At 60.9% G+C, this 14,019-nt stretch carries 13 protein-coding genes; 2 read left to right on the top strand and 11 right to left on the bottom strand.

The genetic code is table 11. The features are described from left to right. The first annotated feature begins 95 nt into the window (after window positions 1–95). Together KGB24_RS19705 and KGB24_RS19700 are read left to right on the top strand one after the other, a co-directional pair. On the top strand, window positions 96–749 hold the full coding sequence (locus KGB24_RS19705) for an HD domain-containing protein (RefSeq protein WP_008040870.1): 654 nt from the start codon (window positions 96–98) through the stop codon (window positions 747–749). A 112-nt stretch (window positions 750–861) separates the two neighbouring features. Next, on the top strand, window positions 862–2,064 hold the full coding sequence (locus KGB24_RS19700; protein ID WP_223415221.1) for an MFS transporter: 1,203 nt from the start codon (window positions 862–864) through the stop codon (window positions 2,062–2,064). A 185-nt stretch (window positions 2,065–2,249) separates the two neighbouring features. Here the strand turns inward: KGB24_RS19700 and KGB24_RS19695 are convergent, their stop codons facing one another. From KGB24_RS19695 to KGB24_RS19645, 11 genes are all read right to left on the bottom strand, one after another. Then, on the bottom strand, window positions 2,250–3,179 hold the full coding sequence (locus KGB24_RS19695; RefSeq protein WP_223415222.1) for a PfkB family carbohydrate kinase: 930 nt from the start codon (window positions 3,177–3,179) through the stop codon (window positions 2,250–2,252). Next, entirely contained in the window at window positions 3,172–4,638 is a 1,467-nt protein-coding gene (locus tag KGB24_RS19690) for a purine-cytosine permease family protein (protein ID WP_008031640.1), read from the bottom strand. Before KGB24_RS19690 ends, KGB24_RS19695 begins: the two co-directional genes overlap by 8 nt. A gap of 221 nt (window positions 4,639–4,859) precedes the next feature. Then, window positions 4,860–5,858 carry an ADP-ribosylglycohydrolase family protein gene (locus KGB24_RS19685; protein ID WP_223415223.1) on the bottom strand — a complete coding sequence of 333 codons (999 nt, stop codon included), beginning with the start codon at window positions 5,856–5,858 and terminating at the stop codon, window positions 4,860–4,862. After that, window positions 5,855–6,568: a GntR family transcriptional regulator gene (locus KGB24_RS19680; protein ID WP_032828923.1), complete on the bottom strand. Its 714-nt coding sequence runs from the start codon at window positions 6,566–6,568 to the stop codon at window positions 5,855–5,857. The genes KGB24_RS19685 and KGB24_RS19680 overlap by 4 nt, the downstream gene beginning before the upstream one ends. Before the next feature lie 212 nt (window positions 6,569–6,780). Next, window positions 6,781–7,749 carry an L-arabinose ABC transporter permease AraH gene (gene araH, locus KGB24_RS19675; protein ID WP_032828927.1) on the bottom strand — a complete coding sequence of 323 codons (969 nt, stop codon included), beginning with the start codon at window positions 7,747–7,749 and terminating at the stop codon, window positions 6,781–6,783. Window positions 7,750–7,761: 12 nt separating this feature from the next. Beyond that, the gene (gene araG, locus KGB24_RS19670) at window positions 7,762–9,306 is read right to left on the bottom strand and encodes an L-arabinose ABC transporter ATP-binding protein AraG (protein WP_223415224.1); all 1,545 of its coding nucleotides are present in this window, start codon (window positions 9,304–9,306) and stop codon (window positions 7,762–7,764) included. Between the two features lie 65 nt (window positions 9,307–9,371). Beyond that, window positions 9,372–10,376 (bottom strand): substrate-binding domain-containing protein, encoded by a 1,005-nt coding sequence (locus KGB24_RS19665; protein WP_008031628.1) that lies wholly within the window; start codon window positions 10,374–10,376, stop codon window positions 9,372–9,374. A gap of 124 nt (window positions 10,377–10,500) precedes the next feature. Next, on the bottom strand, window positions 10,501–11,319 hold the full coding sequence (locus tag KGB24_RS19660) for an SDR family oxidoreductase (protein WP_008031626.1): 819 nt from the start codon (window positions 11,317–11,319) through the stop codon (window positions 10,501–10,503). Between the two features lie 199 nt (window positions 11,320–11,518). Then, window positions 11,519–12,394: an SMP-30/gluconolactonase/LRE family protein gene (locus KGB24_RS19655; protein WP_223415225.1), complete on the bottom strand. Its 876-nt coding sequence runs from the start codon at window positions 12,392–12,394 to the stop codon at window positions 11,519–11,521. Between the two features lie 138 nt (window positions 12,395–12,532). Further along, window positions 12,533–13,249, bottom strand: coding sequence for a FadR/GntR family transcriptional regulator (locus tag KGB24_RS19650; protein WP_008031621.1), 717 nt, complete (start codon window positions 13,247–13,249; stop codon window positions 12,533–12,535). Window positions 13,250–13,456: 207 nt separating this feature from the next. Further along, the gene (locus tag KGB24_RS19645; RefSeq protein ID WP_223415226.1) at window positions 13,457–14,017 is read right to left on the bottom strand and encodes a DUF1285 domain-containing protein; all 561 of its coding nucleotides are present in this window, start codon (window positions 14,015–14,017) and stop codon (window positions 13,457–13,459) included. Window positions 14,018–14,019: the final 2 nt, after the last annotated feature.

Raw genomic sequence — 14,019 nt, 5'->3', positions numbered from 1 at the left:
GTCGGCGCGCAACGCTCGTCACACTGGAAATTCAAAGCTGATCTATGGAGGATGTGGAGCCGCTGCCCCAACCGTTTTCACTTAACAGGACGTTTATGACGACTGATGCTTTCGCGCCGCTGCCAATCCTCGCCGCCAGGTTGCTGCCCCACGCACTGGAACCCTCGGAAGACGGCGCCCACGATCTGTCGCACCTGCAGCGGGTCTGGCACAACGTGCGCACTCTTCATGCCGAGGAAGGTGGCGATATTGAAGTGCTGCTGGCAGCGGTGCTTTTGCATGATTGCGTGTCGGTGGAGAAGAACTCGCCGTTGCGTTCGCAAGCATCGCGGCTGGCAGCCGAGAAGGCCTCTGCAGTGTTGACCGACATGCACTGGCCCAGCGCAAAAATCAGCGCCGTTGTACACGCCATAGAGGCCCACAGCTTTTCTGCCAACATCACCCCGAGTTCCCTCGAAGCGAAAATCATGCAGGACGCCGACCGTCTCGATTCCCTCGGGATGCTCGGCGTTGCGCGCACTTTTTACATTGCCGGTCGCATGGGCAGCGCTCTGTATGACCCACAAGACCCGGAAGCGAATGCGCGGGAATACGATGACAAGCGCTTTTGCCTCGATCATTTCCAGACCAAGCTGCTGCACTTGGCAGACGGCTTCCAGACCCTCACCGGTCAACGCCTGGCCCGCATCCGGCATGAACGTTTGAAAAATTTCATGGAGCTGTTCAAGGAAGAAATCGGCATCGGCTGAGTGCATTACTCCGCCCACCACTAACCCTGGAATCGATAACCTCAGACCTAACATCGGCGCCTTGCATGATAGATAGATGACACTCTCCGTTATCGGGTCAAGGAAGCGCGTCATGTCTACTGCTCCACCTCAGGTCTCCAGCAAACTGTTCGGCCTGTTTTGCCTCGCCAGTTATTTGCTGTCGCTGTCCTACGGCTCGACGTTTTTGCTGTCGCTGTTGATCGGCTCGCGCGGCGGTAATGAACACGATGCCGGGAGCGTGATTTCGGCGGCGATGCTCAGTACGTTTGCGGCGGTGATCGTTTCCGGGCACTTGTCCGACTGGCTTGGCGCGGCGCGTTCGATTGCGCTGTTCGGCGTGCTGCTGGTGGCGGCCAGCCTGGGCTTTGCACTGACGCCGGGCTTCGGCCATCTGCTGCTGTTTTTCGGCTTGTTGCTGGGTTTGGGCTGGGGCGTTTTCTATACGCTCGGGCCGATCATCGTCGCGAGCCTTGTGACGCCTGCACAACGGGCCAGATATTTCGCGCTGCTGTCGGGCAGCATGATGACCGGGATCGGCAGCGGCCCGTTGCTGGGCCGCGCGGCCAGTGCGCTGGGCTATCCCGTAACGGCGGCGTTTTACCTCGCGGCGCTGGCCAGCCTGATCGGCGTGTTGCTGTTCTGGCGACTGGATGCGCAGCTGAAAAAAGCGCCCTCGCCGGCCGCTGCGGTCGCACGCATTTCCTGGCGTGCAACCCGGCAGATTTTATCGTCCCGCGCAGTGTTCCCGATCCTCATGGTCGGCCTCGGCGGCTGCGTCTTCGGTGGTCTGTCGAGTTTCCAGACCAGCTACGCGGCGTCTCGTTCGCTGGATTACTCGCTGTTCTTTTTCGGCTTCATGGGCGCGGCAATCAGCAGCCGGATGGTGATTGCCGGATTCGTGGTCAAGCGCGATCCGTTCCGCGCATCCTGCCTGTTGTCGGGGCTGATGATGGTTTCGATTGTGATGTTCGGTTTCGTGGTCGACAGCGGCTTGAGCTACGTGCTCGCGGCGATGATGCTTGGGGTCGGTTACGGGCTGACGTATTCGGTGATCAACGGCCTGGCGGCGAATGAAGCGCCGCACGGCACCACCGCGCAAGCGTTGCTGCTGTTCAGCCTGTCGTACTTCATTGGTGTGTTCGGCTTTCCGTTGCTGGCCGGGAAGATCATAGTCGAACACGGGATGGCGACACTGTTGCTCACCGTTCTCGCCGTGGCGCTGTTGAACTGGCTGATCACCGTGGGCCGCCTGATCTGGCGCCGCTACACGGTCAAAACGTTGCAACAGGCCTGAACGGTTCGTCGTTCATCAGTATCCATGAACGTCGATGAAAGCCGATCAAGCTTGGTGCGGCTGGGGTTGAGGTGGCGCGCAAGCTGGACGTGTAAACGTTTGAGGGCCCCTTCGCGGGCAAGCCTCGCTCCTACAGGAACTACGCGATCCTTGTAGGAGCGAGGCTTGCTCGCGAAGACGTCAGATCAGGCGCCGAAAGTTTTACTGATCAACGCATCCACCTCATCCGCCCCAGGCGAAGTCGCCGGCCCCCACCGAGTCGCCGCCAGCGCCGCTGCCGCATTCGCCCGCCGCGCCGCTTCACCCGCCGACAACCCGCGCGCCAACCCGGCCACAAACACCCCGGCATGGGCATCCCCGGCGCCGTTGCTGTCCACCGCCTCAACCTTGAAACCCGGCACATGCTGACGCTCGCCATGCTGATGGATCCAGCACCCCTGCGGACCGTCGCGAACCACCATCAACACCTTCGACGGCAGATGATCGGTCAGTCGATCCAGCGCCTCGGCAATGTCCGACGCCCCGGTAAACCGCAGCGCCTCGACGCTGTTGCTGGTCCACACATCGATGCGCGGCAACAACGCCTGCATCAACGGCGCATCGGGTGACTCCACCAGCGGGCCCGGGTCGAACACCACGTTGACTGCACTCGGCAACGCCAACACCCAATCCACCAGCGCCTGAGCCTTGCCGACATGCAGCAGGCTGTAGCCGCTGACGTAGACATAGTCGCCCGCCTGCGCCGCTACGCTGTTCAAATCCTCTGCGGACACTTCACCTTCGGCACCGATGTAGGAAACAAAACTACGTTCAGCCGAGGCGTCCGTGATCGCCACGCACAACCCCGTGTCTCGTTCAGCACTGTGAGCAATGCCGATGCGAATGCCTTCAGCCTTCATCGCCTCACGCGCCAGATCGCCGAAACGACCCGTGCCATGACGCCCCAGGTAAACCACCGACAAGCCATTACGCTGAGCGGCGGCCATCACATTGAACCCGCCGCCGGCTTCGAAACTGGCGGATTGCGCCAGTACGTCGCCGCCGGGCTGAGGCAGTTTATCCACGGCCATGACCAGGTCGATGATGACCTGGCCGGTGTGCAACATTTTAGGCATGAGCATTCTCGAGCGACGCGGCGCGGCGATCCCTGGCCCCGCCGAGTACAAAATAAATCCCGCCGGCGACCAGGAACGTCACGATCCAGCCAAGGCCGTTATGCCCCAGCCACGAGTCGGAGAGGAACCCACGGAACCAGACGGTTTGTTCGGTGGTGCCAATGGTGGTGAAGCTGAAACCCAGCACGATCGCCAGGGCCCACGCACCGAAAGCACGCCACTCGACGCCGCCGCGATACCAGTAGGCGCTGCTCGGGCTGACGTCCAGCAAGTCTTTGGGGCTGTAGTAATGACGATGAATCAGGTCAACGACGAAGATCCCGACCCACGCCGTGATCGGCACGGCCAGCAGCGAAATGAAGGTGATGAACGGGCCGTAGAAACTGTCGGCGATCAGCATGAAGTAAATCGAACCGGCGAAAATCGCCACGATGTCGACCACCACGGCGTAGACGCGCTTGACCTTCAGGCCGAGGGTCAGCGTGGTCAAGCCTGCGGAATACACCGACAGGTTGTTCGACAGCAGCAAGCCGCCGAACGCAGTGATCAGGTACGGCACGGCCATCCAGGTCGGCAGCATGTCGCGGATCGCGATGATCGGGTCAGTGGCCGAGGCCAGGTCATTGTTGCCCACCGACAGCAGGCCGCCGAGGGTGATCAGCAACACCAGCGGGATCCCGGCACCAAACGCGGCGGAAGCCACCAGACGTGCCGCCTTGACGCTGCGATGCTGATAACGCGACATGTCCGCGCCGGCGTTGGCCCAACCGATCCCGGTGCCGGCGGCCATGGTGCCGACGCCGATGATCATTGCGCTAAGCGGTGCAGGCGTGGCGTTGAACACGGCGCTCCAGTCGATGGTGGCGCAGAGGAAACCGCCGACCAGAATGTTCAGCGCGCCGAACACATAAGTCGCCCACTTCTGAATCACCAGCAACGTCGCGTGACCGAGGCCGGACACCGACAAGGTCAGCAGCACGAAAATCGCGATGAAGATCAGGGTCAGCACCGGCGCGCTTTTGGCTTCCACCGGCGAGCCGAACAGGATCGAGCAAAGCGACAGCAACACGAACGCGGCGGTGGTGGTGTTGACGGTTTCCCAACCCAGCCGCGACATCAGCGAAACCAGGGTCGGGCCGATGTTGCCACGTACGCCGAAGATCGCCCGCGACAGCGTCAGGCTCGGTGCACGGCCACGGCGGCCGGCGATGGAAATGATCCCGACGACGGCAAAGGAACCGGCAGCGCCGAGGATCGCGACGATGATCGCCTGCCAGATCGCCAACCCGCGAAACGCCACCAGCGTAGCGCCGAGCGGCAGGCCGAGGATGGAAATGTTGGCGGCGAACCAGACCCAGAACAGCTGCAGCGGATGCCCGTTGCATTCGGCTTCCGGCACCGGCTCGATGCCACGGGTTTCCAGTTGCCCGGCGCTTTGCCCGGCGTTCGATGAACTCATGTGAAATGCTCCTGTTGCCTTTGTTGTGGTTATGGGCAATTGCGGAAGTCGACATAACATCCCGGCGATCCTGGCCGTAGTTGTGCGATCCATTGCGGGTGAATTTTTCAAATATGCGGTGCGCCTATCGCGAGCAGGCTCGCTCCCACAGGGATAGTGCAAACCTCACGGTACACGCCGTACCTGTGGGAGTGAGCCTGCTCGCGATGGCGTCAGCCCAGTCAACGCAAAGCCAACAGGCCCTGCACCAACGGTTCCAACTCCAACGCATTAACGGCTTTGACCTTGTCGATCATCGCCACCGGCCAACTCTCAAGCCCCAGACAAGCCCCGAGCATGGCCCCCAGAATCGCCGCGATGGTGTCGGTGTCGCCACCCAGACCTGCGGCCATGCACAGCGCGTCGAAGGCATTTATTTCACCGATGGCCACTTGCTGCGCCAGGGCAAACGAAACCACCACCGACTCCTGCGAAGCCACCGACGTGCCGATCACGTCGTACATCAAATCCGCCAGCATCGCCTTGTCGCTGTCGACGCTGATCGTCCGCGCCCAACTGATGCGCGAGGCAATGCGTCCGCCCGCGACCCAGTGACCGTGGCTTTCCGCTTGCTGGGCGATTTGCTGGCCGAGGTTCAATGCCTCGCCGAGGTCCATGCCGTTGATGCCGGCCGAGACCACCGCCGCCACCGCCGCCGCGCTGGAGATGCCCAGCGTGGTGTTGTGGGTGACCTGGCAGGCCTGCACCACGGCGTTGATGAAACGCTCGGGATCGCGGACATCCGCCGAAATGCCGACGGGCGTGATGCGCATCGCCGCGCCGTTGGTGGTGCCGTAGCGCCCCGCTTCTTCCGGCGAATGACCGGCGAGGATCATCTCGATCGCCCGTTTGGTCGACGGCCCGAGCAAATCCTGCGAGCCCTTGGCCTGCATCGCGGCTTCCCATTCGATCAGCCGTTGCGCCAATACCGACGGTTCGATCCTGCCCTTGCCGTCGATCAACAACTGACCGACCAGAATCGCCTGTTCGGTGTCGTCGGTGATCGAGCCTTTAGGCATGTTGGCCGCAATCGGTTGATTGGGGCCGGCGTCTTGCAGATCGGTGATTTCACCGAAACGCGCCTTGATGACGGCGCGGCTCAGCGATTGCGTCGGCATGCCCAGCGCATCGCCCAGGGCCAGTCCGTAAAACGCGCCCAGTGCACGATTGAGCGCGGTCATTGTGGGTTTCCAAATTGCAGGTGCAGGCGAAAGTGCACGGGATCGAGCAGGCTTTCAACCTGCTCCATGAAGCGGTTCTGCCGGTCGTAGGTGGTGCGCAAGGCTTTGAGGAACACCGTGCCGACCGGACGACCGAGCAGCTCGGCGTCTTCGGCGTTCAAGGGTTCGGCACCGATCCATTGATCGCCGCGCTCGCCGATGTAGCCGTAGGCGGCCAGGGTGATGGTCAGGGAATTGTCGATCAGGCCGACACGCGGCAGGCTTTCCAGGCCCCCGGTAGCCGGCATCAATGAGCGTTCGAGGGAAACCAGCTTGCCGTCGGTGGAACGACGGCGGCGGTCAAGGGTGATGAATTGGTCAGTGCCGAAACGCGGCAGCAGGTCGGGGCGAGTCACCGCCTCGAGCCGCAGCACTTCGGTATTGATCAGCGCCCCGCTGTCGGCCAGCGCCTGCGCCCAACCGCTGCGCTGATCGAGCACCACCCCGTCGAACGTGACGATGGAACCGACACCGCTTTGCGTCGCGATGTAGTTGCGCCGTTTCAATTCGGCCAGGGCTTCACGCAGCGTACCTCGGCTGACTTTGAATTCTTGAGCCAACTGATGCTCGCCCGGCAACTGAAAGCCGTCCTCCATGAGGCCGCTTTCAATGCGCCGGATGAGTTCGTCGACCACCCGTTGTTTCTTGTCAAATCGTACCTGTCTAATCATGTACAAATTGATACCCGAAACGACTTGTAACAGGCAAGACATATTTAGGGGGAGTGACGGAAGGATGCGGTCGCGAGGTGAATCAGGTACATCGCCTTCGCGGGCAAGCCTCGCTCCTACAGGTTATATGTCAGTCGCGTAATCCGTGCACGACACATAACCTGTAGGAGCGAGGCTTGCCCGCGAAGGGGCCAGCACAGACAACAAAAATCTCAGCGTTGTTTCAGGCGGTCGATAACCACAGCCAGCAGCAAAATCGAACCGCGAATCACGTACTGATAAAACGTATCGATGTTCTTCAGGTTCATCGCATTCTCGATGATCGCCAGAATCAACACCCCGGCAATCACATGCCGGATCATGCCGATCCCGCCACTGAGCGAAACCCCGCCAAGCACACACGCCGAGATCACCGTCAGCTCGAAACCCTGGCCGATCATCGGCTGGCCGGAAGTCATCCGCGACGCCAGAATCACCCCGGCCAACGCCCCGATCACACCGTGCACGGCGAAGATGATGATCTTGGTCCGGTCAACGTTGACCCCGGCCAGCAGCGCCGCTTCCTGGTTGCCGCCGATGGCCATGGTGTTGCGCCCGTAGGTGGTGTAATTCAGCAGCCAGCCGAAAAACAGGAAACAGGCAATGGTGATCAGAATCGGCACCGGCACGCCAAACAACTGGCCGTTACCGAAGACGAAGAACGACTCTTGCGACACGCCCACCGCTTTGCCATTGGCAAAAATGTAGGCCAGACCGCGAACGATCTGCATGGTCGCCAACGTAGTGATCAATGCATTGACCCGCAGCTTGGCGATCACGATCCCGTTGATCAGCCCGACGATCAAGCCCATGAACAGCGCCGCCACCACACCGAGAAACACGCTGTCGGTGTCGCGCATCACCACCGCCGCGACCACGCCGGCACAGGCAATCACCGAGCCCACCGACAAGTCGAAATGCCCCGACGCCAGGCAATACAACATGGTGCACGCGGCTATCCCGGTGGTGGAAATCGCCAGGCCCAGACCGCGCATGTTCAGCGGCGAAAGGAAGTTATCGATCAGCAAGGTGCAGAGCACAAAGATCCCGACGGCCGCGAGCAGCATCACCCAGTCATCGAGAAAGCGCCGCAGGTCCAGAGGTTTGCGCTGGGTGGGCAGAGCGTTGTTTTGGGTTGTCATCATAGTCACCTCTCAGTTCGCCACGCCGTCAGCGCGGTGGCGCGGCAAAGCCAGTTGCAGCAGGTTGGATTCATTGGCCTCGTCACGGGACAGTTCGCCGCGCATCGCGCCTTCGCAGAGCACCAGGATGCGGTCGGAAATACCCATCACTTCCATCAGGTCGCTGGACACCACGATCACCGAGATGCCGCTTTCAGCCAGGTTATGGATGATCTGGTAAATCTCGGCCTTGGCGCCGATGTCGATGCCGCGAGTCGGCTCGTCGAGCAGCAGGACTTTCATCGGCATCGACAGCCAGCGGCCGAGAATCGCCTTCTGTTGATTACCGCCGGACAGGTACATGATTTTCTGCGCCGCGCTGGGCGTCTTCACTTTCAGCGCCTTGATCTGCTTGTCGGCGTTGTCCTTCTCCCACAGGCCGCGCAACAGGCAACCGAAGGTGGAATGGGCGCCGCGCGCGCTGATATTGATGTTCTCGGCGACGCTGGAGAGCGGCATGATGCCCTCCTTCTTGCGGTCCTCGGGACACAGCAGAATGCCGGCGGCAATCGCATCGCGGGGTGAACGCAATTTCAGTTCATGCCCGCGCAATTCCAGGCGCCCGGCGGTGTTGCGCTCAAGGCCGCTGAGCATGCGAAACAGCTCGGTTCGCCCTGCCCCCACCAGCCCGAACAGCCCGAGAATTTCGCCTTTGTGCGCATCGAAACTCACCGGCTCACGCAAGCCCGGCCCGAGCAGACCGTCGACCCTCAACGCCACCGCGCCACGCTTGCGCGGGCGGTAATCGTAGATGTCCTGAATGTCGCGCCCGACCATGCACGTGACCAATTGATCATGGGTCAGCTCGCTCATGTCCTCGAAGGTGCGCACGTAGCGGCCGTCCTTGAACACTGTCACCGCGTTGCAGATGCGGAACACTTCTTCCATGCGATGGGAGACGTAAAGCACCACTTTGCCTTCGTCGCGCAGGCGCCCGATGATCGCCATCAAGCGATCGATCTCCCGCGCCGAGAGGCTGCTGGTCGGTTCGTCGAACGCGATCACATGCGCGCCACGGGACAACGCCTTGGCGATTTCCACCAGTTGCCGCTGCCCGAGAGACAGGCGCCCGACTTTCTCCTGCGGATCGATTTCATCGGCCAGGCCCTTGAGGCAGGCCAGCGCTTGTTGTCGCAGTGCGTTGCGATTGATCAGGCCGAAACTGGCGGGCAGATGACCGAGGAACAGGTTTTCTGCCACGGTCATTTCCGGGACCAGGTGCAGCTCCTGATGGATCACCGCGACCTTGTTGCCGATGCTGTCGGCGGTGGATTTGAAGACCATCGTTCGCTCGCCGATCTGCAGGTCGCCGCTGTTCGGCGTGTAGGCGCCGCCGAGGATTTTCAGCAGGGTCGATTTGCCGGCGCCGTTCTCGCCCATCAAGGCATGAACCTGACCCGGATGGGCGACGAAGCTGATGCCGTCCAGTGCCTTCACCCCGGGAAAGGTCTTGCCGATCCCGTTGAAGCGCAGGCTGCCGCCGACGCTGTCGTGTTGTGTCTGTACTTGCGCGTGCATAAAACACCTCATCACACAGATCAGGCAGCCCCGTCGCCAGGGCCGCCGATGAAATCAACCGCGCCTCAGTTCCAGAGGCCGATCTTTTCCAGTTCCTGCTTGAAGTTGTCGCGCGTGATCAGGGTCACGTCGTCCATCGCCGTGTACTTCGCCGGCTCTTTGCCGGTGGTGACCCACTCGAACATCATGCTGGCGGTGTTGTAACCCTCGATGTGCGGGCTTGGCAGCATCGAGCCGAAGAAGCCGCTGTTGGGCTTTTTCAGTTCGCCGATGGCGTCGGTGCCGTTGATGCCGATGCCGATCACATTAGCGGCGGCAAACCCGGCGCTCTCGGTGGCGCGTACGCCGCCCAGTACGGTGTTGTCGTTCATGCCGCCGATGATCAGGTTTTTCGCCGCGCCCGGCAGTTTCACCAGCGCCGAGTTGGTGGCGTCCATGCTGCCCGGCACGTCGAGGGTTTTCAGGGCCGAGAACAGGATGTGGTCTTTTGGCATACCGGCGTCTTCCAGCGCTTTGACTGAACCGTCGGTGCGCTTCTTGCCGGTGTCGAGTTCGTTGTAGGTGTTGATCACCGCGTAGGTGTCTTTCCAGTCCCAGTTGCGTTTTTTCGCTTCGGCGGCCATCGCCGCGCCCTGCTTCTGGCCGACTTCGAACGCCGCCATGCCGAGGTACGGAACGTCTTCCATGAACTTGCCGCTGGCATCGACAAAGCGGTCATCCACGGCAATCACTTTCAAACCGTTGAGTTTGGCTTTGGCCATGATCGCCGGGCCTAGGGACACGTCCGGCGGGCAAATCACGAAGCCCTTGGCGCCGTTGGCAGCCAGGCTGTCGATGGCGGAAAGGGTTTTCTCGCCGTCCGGCACGGCGATTTTGATGACCTTGAAGCCTTTCTCTTTGCCGGCCTTTTCGGCGAAGGCCCATTCGGTCTGGAACCAGGGCTCTTCCGCCTGCTTGACCAGAAAACCGATCTTCACTTCCTCGGCCGCCAGCAAGCTGCTGCTGAGGCTGACCGCGGTGACCGCCAAAGCGGCACAGCACAGGGAACGGATCCCACGACGACGATTCATAAGCTGACTCCTTGTTATTTTTTTTGAGCGTTATTTTTCAAAGCCGGTGCAAACGTTGTAGCAAATAGTCATATCGTATGATGATTGGATTTCAGGCGTAATTCCGCGCCTGAAACCCGGTTATTCAGTCGTGGTACATCACCGAGCGCCCACCATCGATGGTGATGCACGAGGCGTTGATGAACGGCGCTTCATCGCTGGCCAGGAAGACTGCCGTCATCGCCACTTCAATCGGCTGGCCAATGCGCCGCGGCGGATGCAGATCGAAAGCGCGCTGACGCTCAGCCTGCGGGTCGGCAAAACCGTTCCAGTAATCGACGTTCAATTGGGTTTCGATGTAACCCGGTGCAATGGCGTTGACGCGAATGCCTTTCGGCGCGTATTCGATGCCCAGGGCGCGGGTCAGGCCGAGCAGACCGTGCTTGGCCACCGGGTACGGGAAGCAGCCGGGAATGATGTGCGTGGAATGGGTCGAGGCGATGTTGATGATGCTGCCGATGCCCTGCTCGATCATTTGCGGCAACACCGCCTTGCAGCCGAACCAGGCGCCATCGAGGTCGATGGCAAAGCAGCGGCGCCAGTCTTCTTCGGTCATTTCCAGCGGATCGCGGAACACGTTGACGCCGGCGCAGTTGACCAGCACGTCGATGCGGCCATGCAACTCGACGGCCCTTTTTGCCATCGCGTGCAGGTCTTGTTGATTGGATACGTCAACCTTGATCGCCTGAACATCGAAGCCTTGGGCGCGCCAATGCGCTGCGACGCTTTCGACTTTCTCGCCCTGGATGTCGCTGATGATCAGCCTGGCTTGCTGGCAGGCGAAGGCCGCAACAATCGCCTCGCCGATGCCCTGAGCGGCGCCGGTCAGCAGCACGACCTTGTTTTTCAGGCGCTCGCCCTTCGGCGGCTCGGGCACTGGAGGCAGGGAGAGCGCTTCAGCCATGGATCAGCACTCCCTTTCGCGGGCACGACAAAAACCGGGCATCTGTCGATGTCCGGCCAAAAAACGTGTTGGAAAATCGCTGCATCACTTCACCTGTTTTGTTTTTTTAAGTGTGAGTGCGTGTAACTGATTGGAGCCGACTATAAACCCGACCACCAAATAATCTCAATATATAATTTTACATCCCATATTTTGGGATTTAACCGGAAAATCTCGTACAGGCCTTTCCTGGTATATCGACTCGGATCGACAACACCGCGCCGTCCAGCGGATGGTTGAGCGGGCTCGCAGCGCTGGTGATGTAGAGGGTTTTCAGGTCGGCGCCACCGAAGACACAACTGGTCGGGCGACTGATTGGCAATTCGATTATGCGATCGACATACCCATCCGGTGTCAGCCGGATCAGGCAGCTGCCGTCCCAGCGCGCGTTCCAGATATAACCTCTGGCATCCATCGCCGAGCCGTCGGGGCCGCCACGTTGATGCGGGCCGAACCAGACCAGCGCGGGATCGAGGCCGCCGTCGGTGCGGATGAAATGCTGGTAGAGCGTGCCATCCAGACTGTCGGCGAAATAAAGCGTGGTGGCGTCATCGCTCCACAACAACGTGTTGGGAATGCCCAAACCGCGCAGCAGCGGCGTGACCCGGGCATCGCGGTCGATACGAAACAAGCCGCCGGAACGCCGCACAACGGGCAGGTCTTCGCCATTTTCGCCGATGTTGTTTTGCATGGTGCCGAGCCAGAGTCGCCCTTGGGCATCGCAACGGGCTTCGTTGCCGCGATTGCCCGGCTGCGGGTCGGCGACGCAGAACAAGGTCAGCCGTGGCTCAAGGCCTGGTGAATCCAGGTCGAGCCGATACACGCCACTGCTCAACGTCACCAGCGCATCGCCGCTTTCGCAGGGAATGAAAGCCGACACGTGCTCGGGCATCTGCCAGATCTGCACGTTGGCGCCGATCAGGCGCAGTGCCTGTTTGCCGGCGATATCCACCCAATAGAGGGCCTGCGTCGGCGCATCCCAGAACGGGCCTTCGCCGAGGCGTGCCCGGTGTCCGGTGACTGCGGTCCATTCCATGAAACCTCCTGCGTTGTTCTTGTTTGTAGGAGCGAGCTTGCTCACGATGGACGTCAACGGTAACGCGTGTCCGCTGCATAAACGCGCTGCCTTGAAGTTTTTCGCGAGCAGGCTCGCTCCTACAGGGGTTATTCGTTGTCAGCCGGCTTTTTTGTCGGCCATGACTTTTGGGTAGAAGCGTTTGATGGCCAGGTCGGCGTTGTCGATCAGGGTCATGCAGGCCCACACACCGCGTGCCGCGTCGCGGGCGGCGATGGCGTCGGCCATGTCTTTGTGAATCGGCAGCGTGCGGCGCAGTTCGTCCGGATCGGCGGCGGAGACTTCAAAAGACACCGCCAGCAACGCGCCGAGGGCCGGGACCATTTGTTCGATGAATTGATTGTGGCTGGCCGCGAGGATGCACTCGTGGAAGAACTGGTCGGCACGGTTGTAATCGATGCCGCTGTGCACCGCTCGCTCCAGCGCGTTATAGGCCTGAAGCACCGCTTGCACCTGCTCGACGGTCGCCCGCTCACAGGCCCAGCGCACGGCCATCGGTTCGATGGTGCGGCGTAAATCGAGGAGGTCGTCGACGAAGTTTTCCGGCAGGCCGCTGCGGGACAGCCAGCCGACGACTTGCGGGTCGAAGAGGTTCCAGCGCCGCACCGGCAATACCCGAGTGCCAACCTTCGGCCCGACTTCGAGCATGCCTTTGGCGACCAGGGTTTTGATGGCTTCGCGGATGACGGTGCGACTGACGCCGAGCTGCTCGCCCAGGTCGGCCTCAACCTTGAGGGTTTCGCCGGGTTTTACCTGGCCCGCCGCAATCCAGCAACCCAGCCAATCGACCGTCGATGCGTGAAAACTGCTGGACATGGGCACCTCGATGCAGGGACGGCACAATGCCGTTCGCGATGGTTGTCCACGCTAATCATCATATGATTGGGTGTCAATTTGATTTTTTGAAAAGCACATAAACCCAATGTGGGAGCGGGCTTGCTCGCGAATGCGGTATCTCAGTCAACATCTCTGCTGAATGACACACCGCTTTCGCGAGCAAGCCCGCTCCCACAGGGATATGTGTTACGGCTCGAGGCCGATGGGGAAGAAGATGCCGCCACTCCATACGCCCAGCCAACGCTGCCCATCGATTTCACGAGTCACCGCCAGCTCCACCAATTGGTAAAACACATTGCGATGAATCAGCGCTTCGAGATTGGTGCGCACATGCACGTAAGGCGCAGGCTCTTGTGTCACCGGGTCAATCACCACGCGGATCGCATGGTCGGCACCGGCCTCGGCGGTTTCATCCACATTGGTAGTGAAGCGCAAGACCTGGGCTTCACCCTCGCCTTCAACATCCACGGCAATCGCCACGAACGGAGCATCGTCAACCTTGATGCCGACTTTCTCGACCGGGGTAATGAGGAAGTAATCATCGCCGTCGCGGCGAATGATGGTGGAGAACAGTTTGACCATCGGCTTGCGCCCGATCGGCGTGCCCAGGTAATACCAGGTGCCGTCGCGGGCGATGCGCATGTCGATGTCGCCGCAGAAGTCGGGGTTCCACAAGTGGACCGGTGGCAAGCCTTGGGTCTTGGGGATTTGCCCCAACAGGTCGTTGGCTTTTTGCGGACCACTCATGG

The sequence above is a fragment of the Pseudomonas sp. BF-RE-25 genome (assembly GCF_019956105.1).
GTDB classification, from domain to species: Bacteria; Pseudomonadota; Gammaproteobacteria; order Pseudomonadales; family Pseudomonadaceae; genus Aquipseudomonas; species Aquipseudomonas migulae.
This window is presented reverse-complemented; position numbering and strand designations above follow the sequence as displayed.